The following is a 23,167-nucleotide window of genomic DNA, read 5'->3' on the forward strand; positions in this document are numbered from 1 at the left end:
TATATTTATAAATCCAGAGAAAGTTAAAGAACTACGAGATAAATGAAAACACAAATATTCATGATTGGCTTCCTTTTGACTTATACGAGTTTTGGACTTCTAGAATGCAAAGCACAGTCATCACTCAATCAAAACAATACCCAGAGCCAGGTCATTTTATCATTATCTCAATTGCAGCAAGCTATGACGAAACTATCAAAAGAGGCAACAGTAGAAATAAATTTCGTTGACATAGGATTCAGGAAATCACCTATGACTAAATTGCTGATGGATGTGACACTGCATAACCATTACAATCAGCCCTATTGGTTTCTCTTACCAGCTGATATCGGTTCTTCAATGCCACAGCAAAACGGTGTCTCTAATGTTGAAGTATTAAAGCTCGGTGGGCAGGGGCGTGTTGTCCTTAGTCTTTTTGTGGGAAGTGCGAACTACCAGGCTTTTCTCCTGCCTGCGGGAGCTAAGTTAAAGATACGGCGTTTGCCAATCACACTCTGGGAGGAAAACTTCTTAGATAAAGAACAGGTAGAAGTAGAGGTAGTGATAGCTAGTCAGGTGACAATTAACAGTGAGCCAGCCCAAGCTTGGTTTGGCTCAAATTCAATGAGCGATATAGAGGCAGATGTTACCGCAGACGAAAGCCAAAGGATAGGTTCAAGAAGTACAGGAAATGCTAAAGAGGTTCCTGTCTCAGTATTTGATAAGAAACGCTTTAAGGTGGTAGTTCCTTTGTAGAAAGTTAGTCATAAGTAAAGCTAGCCATTAAGCTTGATGAGTGTCATGTAAGTTTATATCTGGCATCAAATCTAGAGAGGTTAAAGAAAATTGTAGAGACGTTGAATGCAGCGTCTCTATATTTATAAATCCAGAGAAACTTAAAGAACTACAAGATAAATGAAAGCACAAATCTTCATGCTTGGCTTCCTTTTGACCTATACGAGTTTTGGACTTCTAGAATGCAAAGCACAGTCATCACTCAATCAAAACAATACCCAGAGACAGGTCATTTTATCATCATCTCAATTGCAGCAGGCTATGACAGAAAAATCAATAGAGCCATCAGTAGAGATCAAGTCAGTTGGCATAGGATTTGCAAAATCGACTTTGACTAGATTCTTAATGGATGTGACACTGCACAATAATTACAACCAGCCTTGTTGGTTTCTCCTACCAGATTCAATCAACTCTTTAGCCATAGGAAAAGGTAGTGTCAATATGGTTGAAGCATTTGAGTTTCATGGTAAGGGGCGCGTTGTTGTTGGTCGATTCCTGGGAACCCCTAGCCTCCGGGCTTTTCTCTTACCTGCGGGAGCTAAATTAAAGCTCAGAGAACTGCCAATAGAAATCTGGGAGGAAAATATCTTCGACAAAAAACAAGTAGAGGTAGAGGTAGTGATAGCTAGTCATCTGACAATTAACGGTGAGTCAGCACAAGCTTGGTTTGGCACAAATCCAATGAGCGATATCGAGGCAGATGTCACTGTAGACGAAAACGACAGAATAGGCTTAAGAGAAATGCCAAATTTTGATGAGGTTCCTATCTCAGTAGTTGAGAAAGAACGCTTTAAGGTGTTAGTTACTTTATTCTGATGAGGTAAAAATTATGGATCAAAAGCTGACAAGGAAAGGATTTTAGGGCAGCTAACCTTAAGGTGTCATGTAAATTTATATCTGGCATCAAATCTAGAGAGGTTGAAGAACATTGTAGAGACCTTGAATGCAACGTCTCTATATTTATAAATCCAGAGAAAGTTAGAGAACTACGAGATAAATGAAAGCACAAATCTTCATGCTTGGCTTCCTTTTGACCTATACGAGTTTTGGACTTCTAGAATGCAAAGCACAGTCCTCTGTCAATCAAACTGATATCCATAAGCAGTCACAACAAGCTATGACGAAGCAAACAGTAGAGATAAAGTTCATTGACATAATACCTAGAAAGCCACCTATGACTGAATTGCTGATGGATGTGACATTGCACAACCATTATGACCAGCCCTGTTGGTTTCTCCTACCAGTTTCAATCCAGTCTCCAATACTACAAAAGGGCGGTGTGGATACGCTTGAAGCATTCGAGCTTGGTGGTAAGGGGCGTGTTGTTCTTGGTCGATTCTTGGGAACTGGCAAATTTCAGGCTTTTCTCCTAAATGCGGGAGCCAAGTTAAGAATACGGCGCTTGCCAATTACACTCTGGGAGGAAAAAATCGTAAACCAAGTACATATAGAGGTAGTCGTAGCTAGTCAACTGACAATTAACGGTGAGCCAGCCGAAGCTTGGTTTAGTACAAATCCAATGAGTGATTTACAGGCAGATGTCATCGCAGATCAAAGCAAGAGGCTAGCTTCAAGAAGCACAGGAAACTTTAAAGAACTTCCAGTCTCAGTAGTTGAGAAAGAACGCTTTAACGTAGAAGTTATTTTGTTCGGTGATGGTAAAAACTGAAACCAGCCACCAAATTTGATGGGTGTCATGTAAGTTTATATCTGGCATCAAATCTAGAGAGGTTAAAGAAAATTGTAGAGACGTTGAATGCAGCGTCTCTATATTTATAAATCCAGAGAAAGTTAGAGAACTACGAGATAAATGAAAACACAAATCTTCATGCTTGGCTTCTTCATAACCTATACGAGTTTTGCACTGCCAGAATGCAAAGCACAGTCCTCTGTCAATCAAACTGATATCCATAAGCAGTCACAACAAGCTATGACGAAGCAAACAGTAGAGATAAAGTTCATTGACATAATACCTAGAAAACCACCTATGACTGAATTGCTAATGGATGTGACACTACACAACCATTACGACCAGCCCTGTTGGTTTCTTCTGCCAGATAACATACCAGATGAGAGCAATTATGTAGCCATAGGACAAGGTGGTGTCATTTCGGTTGCGGTATATCAGCCTGTTGGTAAGGGGCGTGTTATCTTTGGGAATCTTGTAGGAAGTGCCAACTCCCAGGCTTTTCTGCTACCTGCGGGAGCTAAGTTAAAGATACGGCGCTTGCCAATCACACTCTGGGGTCTAGAAAACCTAGACAAAGACCAGTTAGAAGTAGAGGTAGTGGTAGCTAGTCAACTGACAATTAATGGGGAGTCGGCTGAAGCTTGGTTTGGTACAAATCCCATGAGTGATTTACAAGCAGATGTCACCGTAGATAAAACCAGCAGGCTAGCTTCAAGAAGCACAGGAAACTTTAAAGAAGTTCCTGTCTCAGTAGTTGAGAAAGAACGCTTTAAGGTAGAAGTTATTTTGTTCGGTGATGGTAAGAACTGAAGCCAACCTCTGAAAAATATTAAAGTGATATTTCTTGAATGTCGTCAAGATTTGGTAAAGAGTGGCTAGCGATCGCCTCTTGATCTACGGGTAGTCCATCGCTTCCAGGACGGTGTAAGCGATCGCCTTCGCCCCGCCATAGGCGATTGCCTCCGGCACGCTGTTCGCGATGGGCTGCGCCCCGCCAAAGGCGATCGCACTTTACCGCAAACTGGCAATTCTTACACAAGGCTGTTTTCTCTGCTGGCACTTGCGGAAATAACTCGTTTTTTTGATATAGTTCCAGCCAATTGCTTAACTGGCTTAAAAGTTGATTTAGTCTCTTTGCGGTTTTCTTGTGCTGGGCAGCATCGTAACTAAACTTAATATTTTGTGGTTGTCCTTGAGATTGAACAAACCAGTAAGTCATAGAAATCTGTTCTGGTGAATAGCCGCTAGTTTCAGCCAAAACATACATATAAAGGCGTGTTTGCCAGTTTTTTTCTAACTTGCTTCTAGTTGGTGGCTGAGGATAAGTCTTCCAGTCGAGGATTTGCGCTTGCTGGGAATCTGCAATCAATAAATCATAAATCACCGTCAGCAAGTAATTTTCAACTTGCAGGGTGCGGTAGTGTTCGCTTTCCCGGAAAGTTTGATCATCAGTGAATGGTGTTAAAATCTCTGGTGCGGCATTGGCAAAACCTGCCATCCAGCTTTGCAGTTGAGCATCCGCTGCCAAAAAACTCTGAATTGGTAAACCCATTTCTTGCTGTTGCATCAGCAGGTGAAAGCGACTCCCCAACGTTTGTTTTTCTTCGTGTTGGGGATCTGAGGGAGTATTGAGTTGTTCTAAATAAGTGTGCTGGAATTTACGGGGACAAGCTTCTAGCAGGTTTAGCTGTCCTTGAGACAGTCGTAATAGTTGGGTGGAAGTTGATAGCATACTTCTATTTTAGAAGCGATCGCCTTTTTATATTCTGCTCCTTGCCGGATGCCTCCCAAAAATAAAAGGTAAAAGAATGAATTTTGCATTTTTGCTTCATCCCTTCACCTTTTTTTTATGTACCTGATGCTTACTTCATATTAGCTGTTGTTCTCCCTGGCGTCCTTGACTGCGGCAACAAAAAATAATCCTGTGAGAGGAATACACAATCCCAAGATAATCGCAGTCACTTGGACACCTAAATCTGGTTGTCCAGAACTGAGTTCAAAAATCGAACCGACAGATGCGATCGCCGTTATGCAAGATCCACCCAGATACAAACCGCTTTTTGGAGTTAAATACACTACTTCTGCACCCTATACTACTGGTTTCACTGCTTGATACGAGAAGCCATTCTTAGATAGCTCCTGAGCCAAAGTCAAGGAGTTCTCCACACGGTCTACAAACACTACACCGTTGAGATGATCCATCTCGTGTTGAATGCAACGTCCTAGTAAGTCTGAAGCCTTTAATATCTGGGGACGGCCTGACTCATCTTTATAGGCAATTTCCACGACTTGGGGACGCTTCACATCTAGATATACACCGGGAATGCTTAAACATCCTTCTTGGGCAACGCAGATGTCACGGCTAACCTGTTTAACGGTGGGGTTAATTAACACCAGTGGCGGATTAGCGGCATTGTCTGGTTCGCAGTCAATGACAATGATTTGTTTGTGTATGCCAACTTGGGGTGCTGCTAAACCGATGCCATCCTGACTGTACATAGTTTGCAGCATTTCGCGCACCAGTTGGCGGATCTCGTCATCTACTTTAGCAATACGCTTTGCAGCTTGACGCAGCACGCGATCGCCTAAATAGTGCAGTTCCAAAGGCGGATTTTTTAACTTTTTCTTCTCTACAGCGATGTCAGAGGGCATGATTCTTATTCGGCTTGATGGTGAATTATCCTACTATTTCAATTCTATCAATCTCGTTACAGTCGGGACTGGCTTTCCCCGCAGGTATAGTGGTCAGTAGTCAGTTGTGCTATTCTTTCATGTTAAATTTTGCCGAAAGTGGGCGATGTCGGTTTCCGTCACCCTCACTTTCCCAGACGAATTTTAAATTTTGAATTTAGGTGTGGTGTGTTTAAATTTCTCACAAAACTAGACTACTTACTCAAAGAAACATTCCTCGGATTGCTGCGGGGAGGTTGGATGAATTGGGCGGCAGTCAGCACTGTTACAGTGTTACTATTTTTATTCGGCTTGAGTCTGCAAACCTCTTGGCAAGTAGAAACACTCCTCAACAAGTTCGGTAGCCAGCTTGAATTATCAGTTTATCTTGAGCCAGGTATCAAAGCCGAAACCATTGAAACACTGGTGGCGAATATGCCAGAGGTTGCAGAGATCCGAACCATTACTAAAGAACAAGCTTGGACTAAGTTAGTTAAGGAACTGGGGATTTCTGATATTGAAGGTGCTACCCAGCAGTTAGGGGATAATCCTTTAGTGGACGAGATGAAGGTGAAAGCGCGTAATTCTCAAGTTGTGCCAACTTTGGCGACACAGGTAGCTAAGTTGCGGGGAGTTGATTTGGTGCAGTATGTAGATGAAGCAGTTAAACGCATTGCCCAGTTGCACCAAGGTTTGAACTGGATGACTTTGACAATTACGATTATTCTCACCTTAACTGCGATCGCTGTTAACACTACCACAATTCGCCTGATCGTCATGGCGCGACGCCGGGAAATTGAAATCATGCAGCTGGTGGGCGCCACAACTGCTTGGATTTACTTACCATTTATTTTACAAGGTATTTCTTTTGGTTTACTTGGCGGTGCGATCGCTTGGAGTTTCATTACTGTGATTCAACAGTTTCTCGGAAAACTACTAGCCAATCAACCGGAGTTCATCCAATTTATTAGCAACGGTGTGCAACTGACTCCCGCACAAACTTTATTATTACCCTTAATTCTTTTGAGTTTCGGCGCAGCTGTAGGATTAATGGGAAGCTTATTCGCTGTCCGGCGGTTTGCTAGATAGTCATTAGTCATTAGTCATTAGTCATTAGTCATTAGTCATTAGTCATTAGTCATTAGTCATTAGTCATTAGTCATTAGTCATTAGTCATTAGCCATTATGTCATCACAATGGGAACGCTTACTGCAAAATCTTGGTGAATGGCAAGGTTCATTCACTCGGTTTTCACCCCAAGGTACACTTTTAGAAGATATCAAAAGTGTGGTTTCTCTAGAAGGATTGGACAATAATCAGACCATCCACCAGATTGTTCGCCGTCAAGGACAAGAAGATTTAGTTCTGGAATACAGTTCCCTATCCAGGAATACATTATTTTTTGATAATGGGGCATTTTCTCAAGGTTCAATCCAGCTAGGGCCATTTTCTGAATTTGGGGCGGAGTTGGGTTTAATTCACGAAAATCGCCGCTTACGTCTAGTTCAGTTATTTGCTAAAACTGGTCAATTAGACAAACTAACCTTGATTCGAGAACATCTAGCTAATACCCCAGCAGCAGAAAACCCACCTTTGCAGGTAGAAGATTTATTGGGAGAATGGCGTGGGGAGGCAGTCACGATTTATCCAGATTGGCGATCGCCTACTACATACTCTTCAACTCTACAACTACAACTTGATCCCACTGGGCGATTAGTTCAAAATCTCTCTTTTGGCGGGCGCACAATTACCTCCACCGCTACCATCAAAGGATCAATCATCCTCTTTGATCAAGATCCCCAAAAGCAAGTGCAAGTATTACTCCTACCGAATGGTGCTTCTGCAACTTCTCCAATACAGGCACAGTTGCGTCAACCTTTCTTCCTAGAAGCGGGTTGGTTAATTGAACCAAACGAGCGCCAGCGAATGATTCGCAGCTACAGCGACAAAGGCGAATGGGTTAGCCTTACCCTAGTCACAGAACGCCGAATCACATCTTAAATTAACGAACAGTTACTTGGTAACGCTTGCTTAAGTAAGGCGTTATATTCTTGATCATTCACGAGATAAGCACCAAATCTTTCCAAATGGGGATTCATCATTTGGGCGTCAAACAGCACAAATTGCCTTTGGCACAATCTCTCTACCAACTTTACCATCGCCACCTTTGAGCCATCGGGAATACGGTAGAACATCGATTCGCCAATGAAAGCGCCGCCAATCACAATCCCTAAAATTCCCCCTGCTAATTCATCACCCTGCCAAGTTTCAAAACTATAAGCATAACCAGCCTGGTAAAGTAGCCAGTAAATCTTTTGTAATTCCGGGGAAATCCAAGTAGTTTCGCGGTTGGCGCATCCAGCTACCACAGATGAGAAGTCACGGTTAATCGCCACAGTGAAGCGTTCTTGGTTGAGAACACGCTGTAATGACTTGGGATAACGAAATCGTTCATCCAAAGGAATCAAAGTGCGTTCATTACTCCCATACCATCCCAGGTGATCACTGTCATCAGCCATGAGAAAATAGCCTTGAGCGTAACCCCGAATAATAGCGGCAATATCATATTGCATAGTGAGTGCGAAAAGTCAAAAAAAGCTTCAGAGTAACGCAATTTGCTGTTAGCAGTCATCCTCTGCGTTCCTCTGAAGATTACCTGGGCAATAAAAATCCATTTAAGCTCAATAAACTAAAAAAAGATGACTGAACCAATTCCACCCATCACCTTACCACCGTCTGAAAATCCCCAGCTAGAAGGACAATGGTTGCAACAGCGCCTACTACGGTGGCTTGATACAGAATTTATCCCGGAAGCAGTCAATCAAATGATTGCCCAACGCGCGGCACAGATTTTTATGAGACAAAGGATGGAAGGAGAAAATGATTTGGGTTCTCTAGTGATTGCCATTGTCACCGAGATGCAGTCGTTTGATTTTTCTAAAAGCTTCTATGGAGAGTTTGCGATCGCCAACGCCGTCAGCGATCTACTCTTAGAAAGTCTGGGCATTGATCGTTGTTGCGGTCAATAATTTTAGTCAGTTGTCAAAAGTCATTTTTGCCAAGCTAATGACCAATGACTAACGACTAATGACTACCAACTAGACTTAACAACACCAGGCAAAAGACCCTCGTGCGCCCATTCCCGCAGAACGTTCCGAGATAGCCCAAAATCACGATAAACACCTCTGGGACGACCAGTTACCCAGCAACGGTTGCGGCGGCGGGTAGGCGCACTGTTACGGGGTAGCTGTTGAATTTTCCGATGGATTTCTAGCTTATCCAAAGGCGATGCTGCGCTTTTGAACTCATCCAGCAGCGCTTCCCGTTTGTCAGCATACTGTTCCACCAACTTGGCGCGTTTTTTCTCGCGCTCAATCATACTCTTTTTCGCCATAAATTCTCTAACTTAATTTAAAGACAGCATTTTCCATTCTACAGTCTCGCTATCAATTTTAGGGTTATTCGTGTCCCCTAGTCTACCACCACAGCCAGATTAGCATTTGGGCATAAATCCGCCAGTTCACAAGCAACACAGGCAGGAGAACGAGCCTTACAAACAGCACGACCGTGATAAATCAGCCGAATTGACCAATTTTCCCAATCTGCTTGCGGCAACAACCCCATTAAATCTTGCTCAATATGAACCGGGTCTGGATATTTAGTTAGACCCAAACGTTGGCTAAGGCGCTTAACATGAGTATCCACCGTCACCCCAGCATTTATTCCATAAGCATGAGCCAAAACCACATTTGCCGTCTTCCTTGCCACACCTGGAAGTAGCAACAACTGTTGCATTTGGTTAGGAACAACAGAGTCAAAATCACTGACAATCATCCGACAAGCGCCTTGAATATTCTTAGCCTTGTTGCGATAAAATCCAGTCGAGCGCACCAAATCCTCTAGCTCTAACAACTCAGCACTTGCCAAACTAGCTGCATCGGGAAACCGGCTGAATAATTCTGGTGTCACCTTATTCACCCGCTCATCAGTACATTGAGCAGAGAGAATAGTTGCTACCAGCAATTGCACGGGCGTTGAGTAGTTCAAAGAGCACGTTGCATCGGGATAAAGGCGCTTCAGGCGAGCAAGAACTTCTAGAGCACGTTGCTTTTTAGACGACGATTTGCGGGTAACACTCACTGGAACAATCTTTGCACCCAGTCCAACTGGGAAGTTAACTGCGTGGTTTCTTTAACAATCAGAAAAATTCCTAAGCCCAAGAGTAACACTAAACCAGTTTGCATCACACCTTCTTGAATCTTGGTAGGTAAAGGCTTACCAAGCAAACCTTCAATCAACAGAAAAGCCAATTGTCCCCCATCCAAAGCCGGTAGAGGCAAAATATTGATGATTGCCAGGTTAATGCTGATAATTGCCGCAAAAGACAACAAGTTAGTGCTATTTTCATCAGCCAACTTTGCGCCTATTTTGACAATATTAACTGGCCCCGAAACTTGTCCAATAGTTTGTTGAAAATTAGTAACCAACTGCCCAAAACCTTTGAGTGTACCAACAAATAATTCTTGGAACCTATTGGCAGCAATACTAAAAATTTCCACAGGACTATTGGGACGACGATAAGCAACCGAACCATTGGGGCCAAGTTCAATGCCAATCAAACCTTTACCATCAGCCCCCTTATTTGGTGAGATTTTCAGGGATACTTGTTCGTTTTTATGCTGAACTCTCAGTTCAATTTGCTGATTAGGATGATTTTGAATTTCTTTAGTCAGCAACGCCGTTGAATTTTCAGTAGCGGGTATTTCCTGACCATTAACAGCCAGAATAATGTCTCCTTCCCTAATGCCTGCTTGGTAAGCAAGGGACTGTTCATTAACAGGCTTAACGATTACACCAGGTTGATAATTGAATTCCTTGGGAATGCCAACAATACCCAATTGCAGCACCAGCACCAAATAGGCAAATATTAAATTTGCTATCACCCCGGCACTAATGACGATCGCCCGATCTAAAATTGGGCGGTTACGCAGCAGATTCGGGTCATTGGGGGGCACATCGCTATCAGGGTCATCATCCGGGAAGCCGACAAAACCGCCCAAAGGAAAAGCGCGGAGAGCATATTCGGTTTGTGGCCCTTGGTACTTCCAAATAACTGGGCCGAAACCCAAAGAAAAGCGGTTAACGTAAATACCTTGAGAACGCGCGGCTATAAAGTGTCCAGCCTCGTGTACCAAAATCAAAATAGCCAAAACTGAAATCGCTGCTAAAACTGACATAGAGCAAAAATATTCAGATATATATCCTTATTGTAGTTTGCGAACGGCCGTAGATCCCCCGTTTGGGCTGTTGATTTCGCTTTTCCGGCTTTTTCGATGCGTCCCTTCACGCAACTCTCCCCGTAGTGTGCGTTCCCTAACGCACAATCTATAGGATATGGGACTTTCAATAAATAAAACTGATGCACATATTTACAACTTTTTGTCAACGCGTAAGTCCTAAATTTTTGGAAAGTATTTATGCGTACAACAACTGATTCCTAATTTCATCAGCAGTTAGTGCCGTCCTTTCCGATAACGCAACCTACAAGATGAGCGATCGCAATGCGGACACCGCAGGCATCGCACTATGTCATCAAATGAGTATCAAGTTCAAGATATTGAGATATCAAGCCATCAATACTGGCTAACTTTGCTTTAAATTCCAGTGTTGTAGCAATAATTAAGCGGTCAAACGGATCTTTGTGGATAGGAGATAACTCTACAGCACGACAGGTAATTTCAGCAGTCAAGGGAAATAATGTAATGTCTGATAGCTGTAATGCCTCCTGAAACCATTGATTAGCAGCACAGGGTAACTCTAGTCTTCCTCGCTGATGTGCGAGTGCAATTTCGTAGCAGGAAATAACCGAAACACCTACCTCTTCAGCCGTTTCGATAGCTTCTCGCCAGTGAGTAGGAAATCGCTCAAATTCTTGATTAATAAACCAGAACCAGATATGGGTATCGAGGACAATTACTTCAGACATTCCCACTCTTCTTCGTTCACAATAGGACTGATAATATCCCCTAATGTTTTGCCTTTACCAGCAATCGAAACAGGGGGAGTCCGTCGTTTTTTTGATGGGAAGGTTTCTTCTAGGATAGTTACGATCACACGAGCAGCATTAACTTGAGGCTGTTCTGATACCCATGTTACTTTACCGTTCTCATAAATAGCTTCGTAACTTTTTAGCATAGCGATCTTATTTTCATTAACTTTTGCTCTCTCTTATTATAATTTGGCCGAACTGACAAGTCAGCGTGACGCACCAGTTAAAATGCTATTTTCTTATTCTTCAACTGATCTAGGAGAGACATTATAGCGCCGAATGCAAAAAATATGTGCTACTTTTAATTGCTTTATTTACCTTCAGATCACCTGATAAGATATTGTTTACGCTCTTTGAAAAACTCAGCAATTTCTGGCGTCCTACCCCAAAACAATGCCTGATCTGTCCCCATTTGCGACATTAACTGCAATGCCTCTTTGGAAGTGTTATCGATGTTAATAATTTGTGCCTGCTGTGGAGATAAAGGCGCACCAGGAATACGAACATAATCAAACGGGGAGTCGCAATAGTTTGCTAAAGTGTCCACAAAGTAACCCGTAACATAAGCTTGACCCTCAAAAAATGTAGTGATCAGATCCTTGTTCCAGTCAAGAACCGAACGATGATATTTAGAAACAAAACGCCTTCCAGGATTTGGCTCTAGAGAACCAATAGACATCACCATTAGCTTCTGAAATCTTTTGCCTTTGCCAACAAAGTACCGGAGTGCCTCTACAACACCAACTAAAGTTGGATTATTGGCATAAACTCCTCCATCAATAAACTGTTTTTGATCATAAGTATCAATAGTAACAATTGGCAGATAAGCTGGTGCTGCACTTGTTGCAAGAGCTATGTCAACATACGTTGTTTTGCTATCCCTACGTAAATTACCTTCATTATGGTCGTACTTAAAAATGAATGGTCTACCATCAGTTAAAGAAAATGCAGGGATACACAACAAACAGCGAGAGTCTGCAAGGGTTCGGTCTCCAAATATTTCTTGCAATGCTCTCCTCAATTCGCTGTTATCATACTTGCTTCTCAGAAAAATCTGTTTCAGCAAACTTAGAAAATTATTTTGCTGTGGGAAAATTTGTTTTCCTCGTCTGTAGTATAGGTTACTGATCAAACTGACAGGTATATTTAGGGATAATGCCAGTGAAATCAACCCTCCCGTTGAAGTACCACAAATCAAGTCAAAATAATCAGCGATATGACAATTAAATCTATCCTCAAAATGTTCTAGGATTCTGGCTGAATACAGCCCTTTGCTCCCCCCTCCATCTATTGATAGGACTTTAAATGTTTCTAACTCAGAAGCAGAATCTGAAGGAGAGTGAACCATATTTTGACTGTTAACTTTTGAGATGAAATCTCGAATCTACAATTTAGCCTAATATTATAGAATTTAAGGCTAAATCTTCTGTCATCTCAAATTTTAGCGCTTACTTAAATATATATGTATTAATTAAAAGTAGGGATAACCGTATACGCTTCACAGAAATAATGAGCGATACCAAATCTAATGGCTTTATCATGCTTGTTATCCCTAACTTATTCAAGTTACAAAACCTCCCTTCCCAAATAAACCTGCAATGCTTCCGGTATCAACACTGTCCCATCTGGTTGCTGATAATTCTCCAAAATCGCTGCCATTGTCCTTCCCACAGCCAAACCAGAACCGTTGAGGGTATGGACAAACTGAGTACCTTTCTTACCCGCTTCCTTAAAGCGAATATCTGCCCGTCGCGCTTGGAAATCAAAACAATTAGAGCAACTGGAAATTTCTCGATACTTCCCAGATGAAGGTAGCCAAACTTCTAAATCGTAGGTTTTGGTTGCAGAAAAACCTAAATCACCAGTACATAAATTGATGACGCGATAAGGTAATTTTAAAGCTTGTAAAATCGCTTCTGCATTCCCCACCAATTTTTCTAGTTCCTCAAAAGAAGAACTAGGATGAACAAGTTTCACCAACTCAACTTTATTGAATTGATGCAGACGAATTAAACCCCGCATATCCCGTCCATAACTTCCCGCTTCTCGACGGAAACAAGGAGTATAAGCACAGTGATAAATTGGTAAATCTTCAGCAGCGAGAATTTCCCCCCGGTAGAGGTTGGTAACGGGAACTTCTGCTGTTGGTATTAACCACAAATCATCCTCAGCACATTTAAAGCTTTCTTCTGCAAACTTGGGTAACTGACCAGTTCCTGTGAGAGATTCAGTATTCACTAACAGTGGTGGACTGACTTCCACATACCCAGCTTGGGTTTGCAGGGATAGCATAAATTGAATTAATGCCCTCTCCAGAGCCGCACCAGCCCCCACTAACGTTACAAAGCGACTTTGGGCAACTTTTACGGCTCGCTCAATATTGAGAATACCTAACTTTTCGCCAATTTCCCAATGGGGGAGAATGTTCGGGTTTTGAGGCAGATATTCATCCCCCCAACGGCGTATTTCTTGGTTATCTTCCTCAGTTTTACCAATTGGTGTAGCATCACTTGGCAAATTGGGGAGTTCTAGTAACTTTTGGTGAATTTCCGCTTTCAGTTCTTTTTCTTGCGGTTCCAGTTCGCTTAATTTAGCTTTAATCGAGTTCCCTTCATCCCGCAAGGCTTGAATTTCTGGGTCTTGAGGCTCTATCCCAGATTTGATCTTTTGCCCGACGATTTTACCGATTTCGTTGCTCCGGGCTTGGAGTTGACTGCGTGTCCCCTCCAGTTCCCGTTGCTTTTTATCTAACTCTAATATGGGCTGAATATCGTATTTACCACTACGACCATTCAACCGTTCCTGAACTAATTGGGTATTTTCCCGAATTTGCTTAAGATCCAACACAGATTTTTCTTTTATTTTTAGCCTAGTATCTTTTCGCCAAAACACCAGCATATACTGATTTTGGCTTGCCGTCACCGGAATTGCAACCAGAAAAATGTTGCCTAAGACCGGTTAATGCGATTGAGTAGCCACAGCGATACTACAAGTCCGGCAAAGTGTGCTGAAACAGTGTTAGTGTTTGCCTGCACCACAAGCATATCTAGACCGCTAATAATTCGGGTGGGGTCAAATAGTTGGGTAGTTACGGCTTGAGGGGAGATAGACCTGGCCACTAGCGTACCCACAATTGCTTGTGCCCCCAATAGTGTGACGAGAATTCCCGCTAAATTCACCATCAGTCCCAAACGCAAAATTTGTACAGTCTCACTTTTGCGCGGGCGGTTGTTGGGGTTAGAAGATTGCAGTTGATTACCGATTCTGGTGTAACGGTAGGCTAAATAAATGCCAACTCCCAAAACGACCAATCCACAAATTGCTAAAAAGACGCCAAACCCAGTCCCTGGATTATTGCTTGGGCTGCCAGTTCTTTGACTAAAGATAGCGTAGAGAAGAACGATTATACCAGAAATTACTCCTAGTACTAACTGAATCCAGAAACTAATCCAACCTGTAAGGCGGAACGTTTGGGCAATTGCCCGAATATTAGATGAAGACGACGGGGCGTCGGGGTTTTGTGACATAACAGATCACCAATTCAGGCTCACGCTTGATAAGTTTAATATCACACTTAAGAGATGGAACAATAGTATCTCCAGTCCAGTCAATCATCGAATTTAAAATTTGAGAGTTGAGATTGTCCCCGCTGATAATTCCGGGAGCATCCAATTTCGGATTCTTAAATTTTAGATTTGGTTTTTCCACTTAATCTCCTCAATCCCAAATCTAAAATTTGCTCCCGTCAGTACTGACTCTCTGCTGAGGTGTTTCCACAGTTATAGTGGTTTTCACCTGCAAAACTCCCTTGGTTCAATTTTTTAGGCTCTGGACTGGGAAAAGCACCATAAAACGAAGTGTTTATTTAAGTTTTACAGACAAAATGGCATTTTAACTGTAGAATTTCTTCGATAGGTATTTTATTGCTTCAGTGCTTCAGCGTCTGTAACCAGCTCGGCATCACTCAACACTAAGATGGCGGCAAAGTCACTGTCTGCTTGCTCCTCACCCCACGGCTACGAGCTCGGGTAGGGGCGCAAAAATTTGCGCCTCAAGACTTGCACACCCGTCCCACAATTGAAAAACGTGGGTGATTGCTTAATGTTTGTTTACACTTGAGAAATCTAGCCTTAGTAGCGGTATCTACTTACTTATGATATAGTATTAATATATACTGATTTTGAATTACTTACTTTACTCTAAGGCCTTTTTTTAGCCATTCACTAACCATGAAACTTGAGGATATATATCAATTCTTTGAAAATCCTCCGCCAACTTACCTCTGTCAGGAACTAGCAGTTTGTTATATTCTGTGTATTTTGATACAAGGTGAATCCTACGGAACCGAGTTAATCCAGCGACTGGAAACTGAACATCCAACCTATCGGCTTTCGGACACTGTACTTTATAGTGCAATCAAATTTCTCGAAGACGAAAGGGCGATCAATGGATATTGGAAAAGACTCGAAGGACGAGGACGCCCCAGGCGGATGTATCAAGTCGCTCGAGGATGGCGAGTTCAATCGCTTAGATTAGCTCATCTTTGGCAGGACTACATCAACCAGAGAAAAAATTAACGAATAATTGATAATGAATAAGTCCCCTCCTGTAAAACAGTAACCATTAGTTATGGATATCGCTATTCTGCCATCCACGTTGCTGCTAACCTTGTTGTTATCGGTTGGTCTATTTTTCTTTATTCGTGCCTCGACCAAAGACCGGATAGAAAAAGCGCAACTAGTATCTGAGCAAGACGAAGCTGCTTTAATGTCTCAATTAAAGGAGTATTTCCGCTCGCGGTCGTACCGAGTGGCAGCGGTAGACCAAGAACAAAACCAAGTCACTTTTGAAGGGTTCGTTAGACCTAGCCGATTTTTAGCTGTGTTTTTGACGCTGCTGGCCTTCGCTGGTCTTGCTTGTCTATCATTGGTTTTGGCGCTGCTTTTTCCTGACTCTAGTCAGTTATTTCCAGCAATAGTGCTGCTGTCGCCTTTAAGCGGTCTATTTTATTGGAAAAAAGCTGGAAGACTTGAGAAGGTGTCACTCAAGATAGAATTAAACCAGAGCGAACAACGCTCCTCAAGTGGTATTACTGTCATTGCCCATCGAGATGAACTCGCCGAGTTGCAGAGGGCGTTACAGTTAAAGGCTGGTGATTGACTGTTGGTTATTGAGACCATCGCCTAAATTATGAGATGTAGACTTCTGACTAACTATTCAGGAAATGGGCAGTAGGGAGGAGGCAAAATGAAATTGGTGTCAATTTCTCCCCCACAACTGATGTCATAGGGAAAAATTTAGATTGGTTGACAGAGCGTGTTGGCAATCTACCTGATGAGAGCACAACTTCACGCTTTTCTACTAGATGCTGTTGACTCTGTCCCCACTCCCCGCTGCATTATCAAACTAGAGATCAACCCATGCACCTGAGCATGGCTTGAGACTAGTTGATTCTCCCACTACCTGGACAAGCCTTACTGGCAAATTCAGCTACAAACTTAAAAAAAATGGAATTTTTGCATAAACTGAGCAATTTTGCCAGTTAATTATTGTCAGAAGCCATATCCAATGCGTAGAATAGCCATCTATAGTTCACCTACTAGCTACAGCCATGGGTTCCTGTCCTGTAGGAGCCTCTAATATCCTCAGGCTGGGAAACAAGAAATGGTTTTCTTCTACGTATTGAGCACCAAATAGGCCCTTTTCTGCCCAGAAATAACGGTCTGTAGTGTGTTCGTTCCGCTTTACGAGTAGCAGCGCCGGTGGCAAAATACCTTCAGCTTGAATGAATTTTCTAGCTGCTGTCACAGGTTTCTCTTCACCGCTTTCGATGCTATATTGAGGCACGTGCTCTAAGATGCGCCGTCCTTCCTGGCGACGACGGCTTTTCCTTTTGCGTCTCCTTGCCAACCTATTGTCCTCCTCTTTCAAGCTATAGATTGTAGTGATAGCTACAAAATCCGTCGTCATTATATAAGTTCTAGTTCAAGAAATCAATGGGTTTTAACCTTTTGATACAACAAAAATAATATTTTTGAAAGTTGGAAAAATCAACAGTAGGTAAAAAGATAATCCCTTGGTGCAAACCATTACTGAGAAGATTTAGTTAAGCTTTATTAAATCACATTGGTAAAAACTCAAGGTCTTCTTTGATTCTCCCTCAAAGTCTGTAATTCTGAGCAAAAGCTAAAAAATGTTAATGTCTGCCAGTTCTGATTTTCTGGCTCTGTGCCGAGAGCAAACAGCGCTGCTCACCCAAGGGTTGGGAGCGTCTTTGAGTATTGTGTACTTGACACAAGAATTGGTAGAAGCTCCCACTGGTGACGCGAAACTGATTCCTGTAGTGGTTTACCCAGAGACAGCAGTGTTACGGCACTCTGAGGAGCCGGTTTCGACAACTGCAACCAAGCAACTACAAGTTAGCAATGTTTTGGCATTACCCAATCACCAGCGCAGGTTATTGATATCTGGGTCAAAATCTCCTAGCCCATCTCTGGAGTCAGAAACAAAAGAAGCCACCCAACCCCATTTAGAAGATGAATACTTGCTCAGTGGTAACCAAATTGTTTTACCTCTGATTTATGAGGGTGTGATGATGGGGTTATTGGTGACAGGCAGGGAAGACCGGAGATGGAATGATCATGAGCAAGGTGAAATTCAACGGATAGCCCAAACTATGGCGATCGCATGTATTTTAGATCAGCGTCGCGCATGGTTGCAGCAGCAGCTACATCAACAACAAATTTTCCAAGAAAAGCAACGAGATTTACTGGATAATCTCTTGCACCAGTTTCGTAACCCATTAACTGCTGTGCGGACTTTTGGCAAACTGCTGTTAAAGCGACTGCGGCCAGCAGATCCTAATCGAGATGTGGGGACTAGTATAGTCAGAGAGAGCGATCGCCTGAAGGAATTGTTGATCCAGTTTGATGAGGTGATTGATTTGACTGAGGCTGATCTAGCACTACGGAAACTCCCGGAATCCAAAGTTTTTGTGGAAGCAAGTTTCCAAAAAGACGCTAAACCAGCGCTATTATTGCCAGGAACGGGAGAAAAAACCGCTGATTGCTTGTTAGCAGATTTATTAGACCCATTATTAGTATCAGCTAAAGCGATCGCCCAAGAGCGAAATCTCCAACTGATGGCGAATATTCCCGCCGATTTGCCCCCAGTACAGGTTAACATCAAAGCATTGCGGGAAGTCTTGAGCAATATCATTGATAATGCTTTGAAATATACAAATTCTGGCGGCAAGATTTTGATTCAGGTAGGGCAAAAAAGAGCTAATTTTCAAGGCATAGCCATCAGTGATACTGGCCCTGGCATTCCTCCCGAAGATTTAGAGCATTTGGGAGAAAGGCATTACCGGGGAGTACAAGCGCAAACAGCGATTCCCGGCACAGGTTTGGGAATGGCGATCGCTAAACAACTACTCGAGCAAATGCAGGGCGAAATAGAAGTTTTCAGCCCTGCAATCGACTCAGCTATCACTTCACCGCATACCCCAGGAACTACAGTTATTATTTGGTTGCCTGAAGTAGGGGCGGGGTCTCCCCGCCCTTCATCTGTCTAATTATTATTTAAGTGCAATCGACAAGTTTTGATTGATCGTCATTTGCAGGTCGGTGTTAGGTTCGATGGCGATTAAGTCAACACTATTTCTACCAAAGAACACCCCAATTAACGCACCAATACCCGCGCCGCCCAAGACTTCTTCTGTGGCAATAGCGCGATCGCCTGTGACAGCAGATACCGCCGCCGCTGCGCTAGCTCCAAAAACGGTATTCTGGATGATTGCACCAGTACTAATACCCTTCTTGACAGTTTCAGTTTTGGTAATCACATCAGAACTAGCGTTCAAATCATACTCCTGACCTGAAGTCAAAACTAGCTTCTGGGCAACGAATTGAGAACCGCCCTGAGCAGGTTTGAGTTGACCAATCACCTGACTTCCAGCGGGAATCACCACAACGCCGTCTTGCGTAACCACATTTTGCGAGACTGTGAGTGTCAAAGGTGCTGTTTCATCTTTGGTGACCAGAATTTTTTTAGCTTGGTCGTACTTCACAGGAATAGCAGTCCCTTCGGGAATCGTGATCGCCGTGGGTGTTGGCGTAGTGTTAATAGCCACAATATAAGGCGAGTTAATGGCTGTGGCTTGATTAGAACTAACCAAAGCTTGGTAGATAAAAGCCGCTACCTGTGCCCGCGAGGCGGTGACAGTCGGATTCAAGAACTTCACATTGGGATAGTTAACGACAATTTGCTTCTCAGTCGCTGCGGCAATGGGACTACGGGCATAGTCAGCGATACTAGAGGCATCATTGTAGTATTGCAAAATGGTTGCCGGGTCAGTACTGGCGGTGTATTGCAGACCGTTAGCGAGGGAAACCAAAACCTGTTGACGGGGGATAGCTTCGTTTGGTCTGAAGTTATTGCCTGGATATCCTGCCAAAAAACCGATGGTGTAGGCTTGCTGAATCGCATTGGCTGCCCAGTAGTTGCTGGGTACATCTCTAAAAGTGATTGGCTGGCGTTGTGCCTGCTTTTGGAAAGCTTTGTTGATCATCGCCGCAAACTGGGCGCGTGTCACTGGCTCTTCTGGGCGGAAGCTACCATCGGGGAAGCCGGCAATTACACCCCGTTGTGACAATTCTTGAATAAACTGTGATGCCCAGTAGTTAGATTGAACATCAGAAAAAGTTGTTTGAGCTAAAGAGGGCGCGGCTATAATGAAGGGTGCGACAGTCCCCGCTGTGACGCTCAAAGCCATGAGTGCCGCTGTTCCTGATTGCCAACGATTTAAATTAAACATTGATATTTACCCCACCACAATTATTTTTTTCTGTTGATTACTGAGACAATACCTGAAATCAAAAGTTCCGATTATTTTCTGTAGTTTGTAAAAAGTTTTACCAATATGTCTAAGCATACCAGAACGTTTGTGTTGATGCATATCGGTCTCTGGTAATATGCATATAGGTCTTTGGTCATAAAGTTAAGAAAGTATTACTTAATTACTTAGTACCAAAAATCAGGCGATGATGCAAAGCGATCGCAGTTGGCGAAGGGTTACGTCGCGCCAAAGGCGAACGCACACACAATAGTTATGAGTTGCAGTAGCAATGGCGCGATCTGAGGATAATTGAAGTCACAAATCAAACTGAATTAATCCTAATTGCGAGACACTACCAAGCTAGAGTTAAGTGTGATTTTCAAATCCCGTTCGGGCCTGAGGACAAAGACATCAACTTCTTTTTTCCGCAACAGCACACTTGTTACAGCACCGGCAACCCCACCACCAACAGTTTCTAAAATTTCAATTTTTTTGTTGCCTGTAAGCAGTGCGATCACACTGGCAGTACTTGCACCAATGACTGCATCTGTTAAAATAGTTCCAGTATTTGCTCCCTTGGTGATTTTCTCGGTTCTAGTAATTGTCTGAGAAGTAGCGTTAATCGCCTGACGCCGACCTGAGGCATATACTAATTCTTGGGCTACAAACCGCACACCTTTGTTCTTTGGATCATTCGCATTGCTGGAATAACCGCTGTTGAGGTTGACAGGTTCTAGCCTGCCCACAACTTCAGTACCGCCGGGAATTAAGACGGTTCTGTTTCTGTCGATAATGTCGTTGGGTATTTTCAGGGTTAGGGTTGCAGTTTCTCCAGGACTAACAATAACTTTCTCTTTTTCGTAGGTAACAGGTAAGGTGACGTTAGCAGGAATTGTAATTGAGCGGGGTTGATTAATATTGTATTGGGCGTTAGCAGGAGCAAGGATAACAAAGGGAGTAATAGCACTTGTGGTAATTGTCATTGCCATGAGTGCAAGTGTTCCAGTTTTCCAACGTAGTAGGCGATGCATAGTCAAGCTTCCCTTTTTGTGTGATGGATTTAATGACGCGGGTTTGCAGAGATAGTTTCAGATGTTGATGAAACATGACTTTAGGCATATCCCGCAAGTGTTGGTGATTTGATGACGGGGGAAAATGTGCGATCGTTCCGCAGAATTTTTGTTTTGTTAATGTGCGTTGATTGATGGGGTGAAGGGGTTGTCAGACGTGGGGTTGCGGGTTTTGTTCCTGAAGGGTTTTAAACGAACCGCGAAGGCGCGAAGAGCGCGAAGGAAGAGGGAAGAAGGAAGAAGGAAGAAGGAAGAAGGAAGAAGGAAGAAGGAAGAAGGAAGAAGGAAGAAGGAAGAAGAAAGAAGAAGGAATATTAGGGGTTAGATTTTAATTTGTAATTTTTTAATTCTGCAATGGGTAATAGTAAGGTATCTTCTCTATGTTGTCGTACTTCACGGCTGACATTACAATTACTATTGAGGCACTCAACTAGTAATAAATTGGCATCATAATATTGTTGAAGCAATTCTTTCTGCTGTTTAGTAAACTGCCAATCATGACCAATATTGCGATATTTAATCATCACGTTTCTTAATTTCTCTATCCAAAAATGTATTGTTCTGCTACTTTCTGCTTGAAGAAATAATCACTCCGCTCAAATGTCGTCAAGGCAATTTTGCTGAGTAAATCTTCTTTGCGTTGAACTGATAACTTTTTGTAAAGTTGTTCGCGCTGAATTCCGCGCTTTGCATCCCATTTTTTTAACAGCGCATCCAGTCCTTCTTTATATAACTCAGAACGATTTGCTGGAAAATCTCCTGATTCTTCAAATGCTAAACACAACAGCGTTAACAATAGAGGACTTGCCGCGAGTTGTTGGATTCGCTTGTTATCTTCGAGTCGTTTAATGAAATCTTCTGGTTTTACGGCTTTTTCCTTAAACCAGTTATTTGCAAAATTGGCAATTTGTTTATTATCAAAATCAGCAATTTCTACTTCTGTAAATTTATCAAATGTATATTCCTTGGCGGCTATTCGACAGGTGATGACAAAGTGATTTTCTCGAAAACGGTCAGAAAAATCACGAATTTCTTTTAAAACGCGGGTGTTATCTTCTTCTCTGACTTCATCTAAGCCATCAAGTAGAATCAGCATTCTACCTTGAGTTAATAATTTTTCAATATTCGTAGCGCAGGCATCTTGCCTGCGGCTAATATCATCTATTTCCAATGACAGGCGAGACGCCTGTCCTACGAATTGAATAATAAAGTTTAGTAAGCTTGGTTTGTTTGCAGCTTCTGCAAAGTCTTTGAGAGTGACAAAAATCGGCACACGTTCAGCCTGAAAATCACCCCCAATACACTGAATTGCTAAATATCTCAAAAATGTGGTTTTACCTGCCCCTGGCTTACCCAAAATCATCAGCTTGGGATATTTCTTAACCGCTTCTATTCCAGGTACTCGTTTTTCAGTAATTTTCCCAAGTCCAAAGCGGTCAAAATCCTCACTTTTACACTGTTGCAAAAATTCATCAATTCCTAGTCGTCGCTTTCCTGTGATTTTCTCCAATATGTTGACGTTGGTGTAGATGTCGTTCAACCCGATGGGCTGAGTCATATCTAGCACCCGCATTGTACCGCAGCGTTCTTGGATGAGGGGTTTTATGGTTTCGCGTACATCTTGAACTAAAGCATCAATATTAATGCTGCTGTCTTGATTTGTTTCTGGTTCGTTAGCTGACTTGGTGACTATCTCTTCCCACTCAAAACCCAGCTTTTCACAAATTTGGGAAAAATACTTACGGTCAACTGGCTTACCTGCAAAGAAATTGTTGACTGTAGCGCGGCTGAATTTTAAGTCTTCTGCTAGAGAAACTTGATTTAAGGAATTTTTATCTAAAGCCTGTTTTGCTTTTTCGATGCCTTCTGAAGATGCTTGTTGCGATCGCCCTGCCATAGCACTAGACAAAATTTTTACCGTTGTCTTAGGTATATCCGGTGTCTGCTTTTAAAGTCAAGCAACTCAGGCAAGAAGTCAGGCATTCTCTAGCTTATACGCTGGCTGGATTGTAGACACCTATTTTTGACTATGTAAGGGTACACATACAAATCTTCTCGGTTATGGAAACTGCCCTTTT

The 23,167-nt window shown here is 42.7% G+C and carries 27 protein-coding genes; 10 read left to right on the top strand and 17 right to left on the bottom strand.

Going from position 1 to position 23,167, the window contains the following annotated elements; all coding sequences use genetic code 11:
• Positions 1-42: 42 nt before the first annotated feature.
• The 4 genes from CYLST_RS17480 (at position 43) to CYLST_RS17495 (ending at position 3,274) form a co-directional block, all read left to right on the top strand.
• Positions 43-735 (top strand): hypothetical protein, encoded by a 693-nt coding sequence (locus CYLST_RS17480; RefSeq protein WP_015209047.1) that lies wholly within the window; start codon positions 43-45, stop codon positions 733-735.
• Positions 736-1,035: 300 nt separating this feature from the next.
• Complete coding sequence (locus CYLST_RS17485; RefSeq protein WP_245587397.1) at positions 1,036-1,590, top strand: hypothetical protein; 555 nt, start codon at positions 1,036-1,038, stop codon at positions 1,588-1,590.
• 181 nt (positions 1,591-1,771) lie between these two features.
• Positions 1,772-2,443, top strand: a complete 672-nt coding sequence (locus CYLST_RS17490) for a hypothetical protein (RefSeq protein WP_015209049.1) — start codon at positions 1,772-1,774, stop codon at positions 2,441-2,443.
• A 141-nt stretch (positions 2,444-2,584) separates the two neighbouring features.
• Positions 2,585-3,274, top strand: coding sequence for a hypothetical protein (locus CYLST_RS17495; protein WP_015209050.1), 690 nt, complete (start codon positions 2,585-2,587; stop codon positions 3,272-3,274).
• A 19-nt stretch (positions 3,275-3,293) separates the two neighbouring features.
• Here CYLST_RS17495 and CYLST_RS17500 read toward each other — a convergent pair whose 3' ends face one another.
• The 3 genes from CYLST_RS17500 to def all read right to left on the bottom strand — a co-directional run bounded on the left by CYLST_RS17500 (position 3,294) and on the right by def (position 5,116).
• Positions 3,294-4,196 carry a PD-(D/E)XK nuclease family protein gene (locus tag CYLST_RS17500; protein WP_015209051.1) on the bottom strand — a complete coding sequence of 301 codons (903 nt, stop codon included), beginning with the start codon at positions 4,194-4,196 and terminating at the stop codon, positions 3,294-3,296.
• A gap of 140 nt (positions 4,197-4,336) precedes the next feature.
• Positions 4,337-4,540, bottom strand: coding sequence for a hypothetical protein (locus tag CYLST_RS17505; protein WP_015209053.1), 204 nt, complete (start codon positions 4,538-4,540; stop codon positions 4,337-4,339).
• 12 nt (positions 4,541-4,552) lie between these two features.
• Complete coding sequence (def, locus tag CYLST_RS17510; protein ID WP_015209054.1) at positions 4,553-5,116, bottom strand: peptide deformylase; 564 nt, start codon at positions 5,114-5,116, stop codon at positions 4,553-4,555.
• A gap of 207 nt (positions 5,117-5,323) precedes the next feature.
• Between def and CYLST_RS17515 the strand changes: the two genes are divergently transcribed.
• Together CYLST_RS17515 and CYLST_RS17520 are read left to right on the top strand one after the other, a co-directional pair.
• Positions 5,324-6,223, top strand: coding sequence for a cell division protein FtsX (locus CYLST_RS17515; RefSeq protein ID WP_041233708.1), 900 nt, complete (start codon positions 5,324-5,326; stop codon positions 6,221-6,223).
• A 96-nt stretch (positions 6,224-6,319) separates the two neighbouring features.
• Positions 6,320-7,135: a DUF3598 family protein gene (locus tag CYLST_RS17520; RefSeq protein ID WP_015209056.1), complete on the top strand. Its 816-nt coding sequence runs from the start codon at positions 6,320-6,322 to the stop codon at positions 7,133-7,135.
• Here CYLST_RS17520 and aat read toward each other — a convergent pair.
• A complete protein-coding gene (aat, locus tag CYLST_RS17525) occupies positions 7,132-7,707 on the bottom strand; it encodes a leucyl/phenylalanyl-tRNA--protein transferase (RefSeq protein WP_015209057.1) in 576 nt (191 codons plus the stop codon). The two genes, CYLST_RS17520 and aat, sit on opposite strands and share 4 nt — an antisense overlap.
• A 126-nt stretch (positions 7,708-7,833) precedes the next feature.
• Here aat and CYLST_RS17530 point away from each other — a divergent pair, with 126 nt between their 5' ends.
• The gene (locus CYLST_RS17530) at positions 7,834-8,163 is read left to right on the top strand and encodes a hypothetical protein (protein WP_015209058.1); all 330 of its coding nucleotides are present in this window, start codon (positions 7,834-7,836) and stop codon (positions 8,161-8,163) included.
• 62 nt (positions 8,164-8,225) lie between these two features.
• Here the strand turns inward: CYLST_RS17530 and rpsN are convergent, their stop codons facing one another.
• The 8 genes from rpsN to CYLST_RS17570 all read right to left on the bottom strand — a co-directional run bounded on the left by rpsN (position 8,226) and on the right by CYLST_RS17570 (position 14,710).
• Complete coding sequence (gene rpsN / locus CYLST_RS17535) at positions 8,226-8,528, bottom strand: 30S ribosomal protein S14 (protein ID WP_015209059.1); 303 nt, start codon at positions 8,526-8,528, stop codon at positions 8,226-8,228.
• A 77-nt stretch (positions 8,529-8,605) separates the two neighbouring features.
• Positions 8,606-9,274 carry an endonuclease III gene (gene nth, locus CYLST_RS17540; protein WP_015209060.1) on the bottom strand — a complete coding sequence of 223 codons (669 nt, stop codon included), beginning with the start codon at positions 9,272-9,274 and terminating at the stop codon, positions 8,606-8,608.
• A complete protein-coding gene (gene rseP / locus CYLST_RS17545) occupies positions 9,271-10,371 on the bottom strand; it encodes an RIP metalloprotease RseP (RefSeq protein WP_015209061.1) in 1,101 nt (366 codons plus the stop codon). The genes nth and rseP overlap by 4 nt, the downstream gene beginning before the upstream one ends.
• A 347-nt stretch (positions 10,372-10,718) precedes the next feature.
• The gene (locus tag CYLST_RS17550; protein ID WP_015209062.1) at positions 10,719-11,120 is read right to left on the bottom strand and encodes a type II toxin-antitoxin system VapC family toxin; all 402 of its coding nucleotides are present in this window, start codon (positions 11,118-11,120) and stop codon (positions 10,719-10,721) included.
• Positions 11,108-11,329 carry a hypothetical protein gene (locus tag CYLST_RS17555; protein ID WP_015209063.1) on the bottom strand — a complete coding sequence of 74 codons (222 nt, stop codon included), beginning with the start codon at positions 11,327-11,329 and terminating at the stop codon, positions 11,108-11,110. The genes CYLST_RS17550 and CYLST_RS17555 overlap by 13 nt, the downstream gene beginning before the upstream one ends.
• Before the next feature lie 179 nt (positions 11,330-11,508).
• Entirely contained in the window at positions 11,509-12,531 is a 1,023-nt protein-coding gene (locus tag CYLST_RS17560) for a CBASS cGAMP-activated phospholipase (RefSeq protein ID WP_015209064.1), read from the bottom strand.
• A gap of 218 nt (positions 12,532-12,749) precedes the next feature.
• Positions 12,750-14,030: a serine--tRNA ligase gene (gene serS / locus CYLST_RS17565; protein WP_041233709.1), complete on the bottom strand. Its 1,281-nt coding sequence runs from the start codon at positions 14,028-14,030 to the stop codon at positions 12,750-12,752.
• A 101-nt stretch (positions 14,031-14,131) separates the two neighbouring features.
• Positions 14,132-14,710 carry a DUF3611 family protein gene (locus CYLST_RS17570; protein ID WP_015209066.1) on the bottom strand — a complete coding sequence of 193 codons (579 nt, stop codon included), beginning with the start codon at positions 14,708-14,710 and terminating at the stop codon, positions 14,132-14,134.
• Between the two features lie 702 nt (positions 14,711-15,412).
• Between CYLST_RS17570 and CYLST_RS17575 the strand changes: the two genes are divergently transcribed.
• Together CYLST_RS17575 and CYLST_RS17580 are read left to right on the top strand one after the other, a co-directional pair.
• Entirely contained in the window at positions 15,413-15,760 is a 348-nt protein-coding gene (locus tag CYLST_RS17575) for a PadR family transcriptional regulator (RefSeq protein WP_015209068.1), read from the top strand.
• Positions 15,761-15,812: 52 nt separating this feature from the next.
• Entirely contained in the window at positions 15,813-16,343 is a 531-nt protein-coding gene (locus tag CYLST_RS17580; protein ID WP_015209069.1) for a cofactor assembly of complex C subunit B, read from the top strand.
• A gap of 432 nt (positions 16,344-16,775) precedes the next feature.
• On the opposite strand, the gene CYLST_RS17585 is transcribed toward CYLST_RS17580, so the two are convergent.
• Positions 16,776-17,093 carry a DUF3155 domain-containing protein gene (locus CYLST_RS17585; RefSeq protein WP_041233710.1) on the bottom strand — a complete coding sequence of 106 codons (318 nt, stop codon included), beginning with the start codon at positions 17,091-17,093 and terminating at the stop codon, positions 16,776-16,778.
• A gap of 283 nt (positions 17,094-17,376) precedes the next feature.
• On the opposite strand from CYLST_RS17585, the gene CYLST_RS17590 reads away from it, so the two are divergent.
• Positions 17,377-18,756: a GAF domain-containing sensor histidine kinase gene (locus CYLST_RS17590; RefSeq protein WP_015209071.1), complete on the top strand. Its 1,380-nt coding sequence runs from the start codon at positions 17,377-17,379 to the stop codon at positions 18,754-18,756.
• Between the two features lie 3 nt (positions 18,757-18,759).
• On the opposite strand, the gene CYLST_RS17595 is transcribed toward CYLST_RS17590, so the two are convergent.
• The 4 genes from CYLST_RS17595 to CYLST_RS17610 form a co-directional block, all read right to left on the bottom strand.
• Positions 18,760-19,998: an S-layer homology domain-containing protein gene (locus CYLST_RS17595; RefSeq protein WP_015209072.1), complete on the bottom strand. Its 1,239-nt coding sequence runs from the start codon at positions 19,996-19,998 to the stop codon at positions 18,760-18,762.
• A gap of 359 nt (positions 19,999-20,357) precedes the next feature.
• A complete protein-coding gene (locus CYLST_RS17600) occupies positions 20,358-21,050 on the bottom strand; it encodes a hypothetical protein (RefSeq protein ID WP_015209073.1) in 693 nt (230 codons plus the stop codon).
• Between the two features lie 353 nt (positions 21,051-21,403).
• Complete coding sequence (locus CYLST_RS36000) at positions 21,404-21,613, bottom strand: NACHT C-terminal helical domain 2-containing protein (protein WP_157162605.1); 210 nt, start codon at positions 21,611-21,613, stop codon at positions 21,404-21,406.
• 17 nt (positions 21,614-21,630) lie between these two features.
• Positions 21,631-22,998, bottom strand: a complete 1,368-nt coding sequence (locus CYLST_RS17610) for an NACHT domain-containing protein (RefSeq protein ID WP_245587398.1) — start codon at positions 22,996-22,998, stop codon at positions 21,631-21,633.
• Between the last annotated feature and the right edge of the window lie 169 nt (positions 22,999-23,167).

The sequence above is a fragment of the Cylindrospermum stagnale PCC 7417 genome (genome assembly GCF_000317535.1).
In the GTDB taxonomy this organism is placed as follows: Bacteria; Cyanobacteriota; Cyanobacteriia; order Cyanobacteriales; family Nostocaceae; genus Cylindrospermum; species Cylindrospermum stagnale.

Excerpts from the sequence above, each read along its gene's own strand:
- CYLST_RS17595 (WP_015209072.1), bottom strand. The coding sequence starts at position 19,998 with ATGTTTAATTTAAATCGTTGGCAATCAGGAACAGCGGCACTCATGGCT.
- CYLST_RS17550 (WP_015209062.1), bottom strand. The coding sequence starts at position 11,120 with ATGTCTGAAGTAATTGTCCTCGATACCCATATCTGGTTCTGGTTTATT.
- def (WP_015209054.1), bottom strand. The coding sequence starts at position 5,116 with ATGCCCTCTGACATCGCTGTAGAGAAGAAAAAGTTAAAAAATCCGCCT.
- CYLST_RS17530 (WP_015209058.1), top strand. The coding sequence starts at position 7,834 with ATGACTGAACCAATTCCACCCATCACCTTACCACCGTCTGAAAATCCC.
- CYLST_RS17490 (WP_015209049.1), top strand. The coding sequence starts at position 1,772 with ATGAAAGCACAAATCTTCATGCTTGGCTTCCTTTTGACCTATACGAGT.
- CYLST_RS17495 (WP_015209050.1), top strand. The coding sequence starts at position 2,585 with ATGAAAACACAAATCTTCATGCTTGGCTTCTTCATAACCTATACGAGT.
- CYLST_RS17580 (WP_015209069.1), top strand. The coding sequence starts at position 15,813 with ATGGATATCGCTATTCTGCCATCCACGTTGCTGCTAACCTTGTTGTTA.
- CYLST_RS17500 (WP_015209051.1), bottom strand. The coding sequence starts at position 4,196 with ATGCTATCAACTTCCACCCAACTATTACGACTGTCTCAAGGACAGCTA.
- rpsN (WP_015209059.1), bottom strand. The coding sequence starts at position 8,528 with ATGGCGAAAAAGAGTATGATTGAGCGCGAGAAAAAACGCGCCAAGTTG.
- CYLST_RS17600 (WP_015209073.1), bottom strand. The coding sequence starts at position 21,050 with ATGCATCGCCTACTACGTTGGAAAACTGGAACACTTGCACTCATGGCA.
- CYLST_RS17480 (WP_015209047.1), top strand. The coding sequence starts at position 43 with ATGAAAACACAAATATTCATGATTGGCTTCCTTTTGACTTATACGAGT.
- CYLST_RS36000 (WP_157162605.1), bottom strand. The coding sequence starts at position 21,613 with ATGATTAAATATCGCAATATTGGTCATGATTGGCAGTTTACTAAACAG.
- CYLST_RS17570 (WP_015209066.1), bottom strand. The coding sequence starts at position 14,710 with ATGTCACAAAACCCCGACGCCCCGTCGTCTTCATCTAATATTCGGGCA.
- CYLST_RS17575 (WP_015209068.1), top strand. The coding sequence starts at position 15,413 with ATGAAACTTGAGGATATATATCAATTCTTTGAAAATCCTCCGCCAACT.
- CYLST_RS17560 (WP_015209064.1), bottom strand. The coding sequence starts at position 12,531 with ATGGTTCACTCTCCTTCAGATTCTGCTTCTGAGTTAGAAACATTTAAA.
- rseP (WP_015209061.1), bottom strand. The coding sequence starts at position 10,371 with ATGTCAGTTTTAGCAGCGATTTCAGTTTTGGCTATTTTGATTTTGGTA.
- aat (WP_015209057.1), bottom strand. The coding sequence starts at position 7,707 with ATGCAATATGATATTGCCGCTATTATTCGGGGTTACGCTCAAGGCTAT.
- CYLST_RS17520 (WP_015209056.1), top strand. The coding sequence starts at position 6,320 with ATGTCATCACAATGGGAACGCTTACTGCAAAATCTTGGTGAATGGCAA.
- CYLST_RS17590 (WP_015209071.1), top strand. The coding sequence starts at position 17,377 with ATGTTAATGTCTGCCAGTTCTGATTTTCTGGCTCTGTGCCGAGAGCAA.
- CYLST_RS17485 (WP_245587397.1), top strand. The coding sequence starts at position 1,036 with ATGACAGAAAAATCAATAGAGCCATCAGTAGAGATCAAGTCAGTTGGC.
- CYLST_RS17555 (WP_015209063.1), bottom strand. The coding sequence starts at position 11,329 with ATGCTAAAAAGTTACGAAGCTATTTATGAGAACGGTAAAGTAACATGG.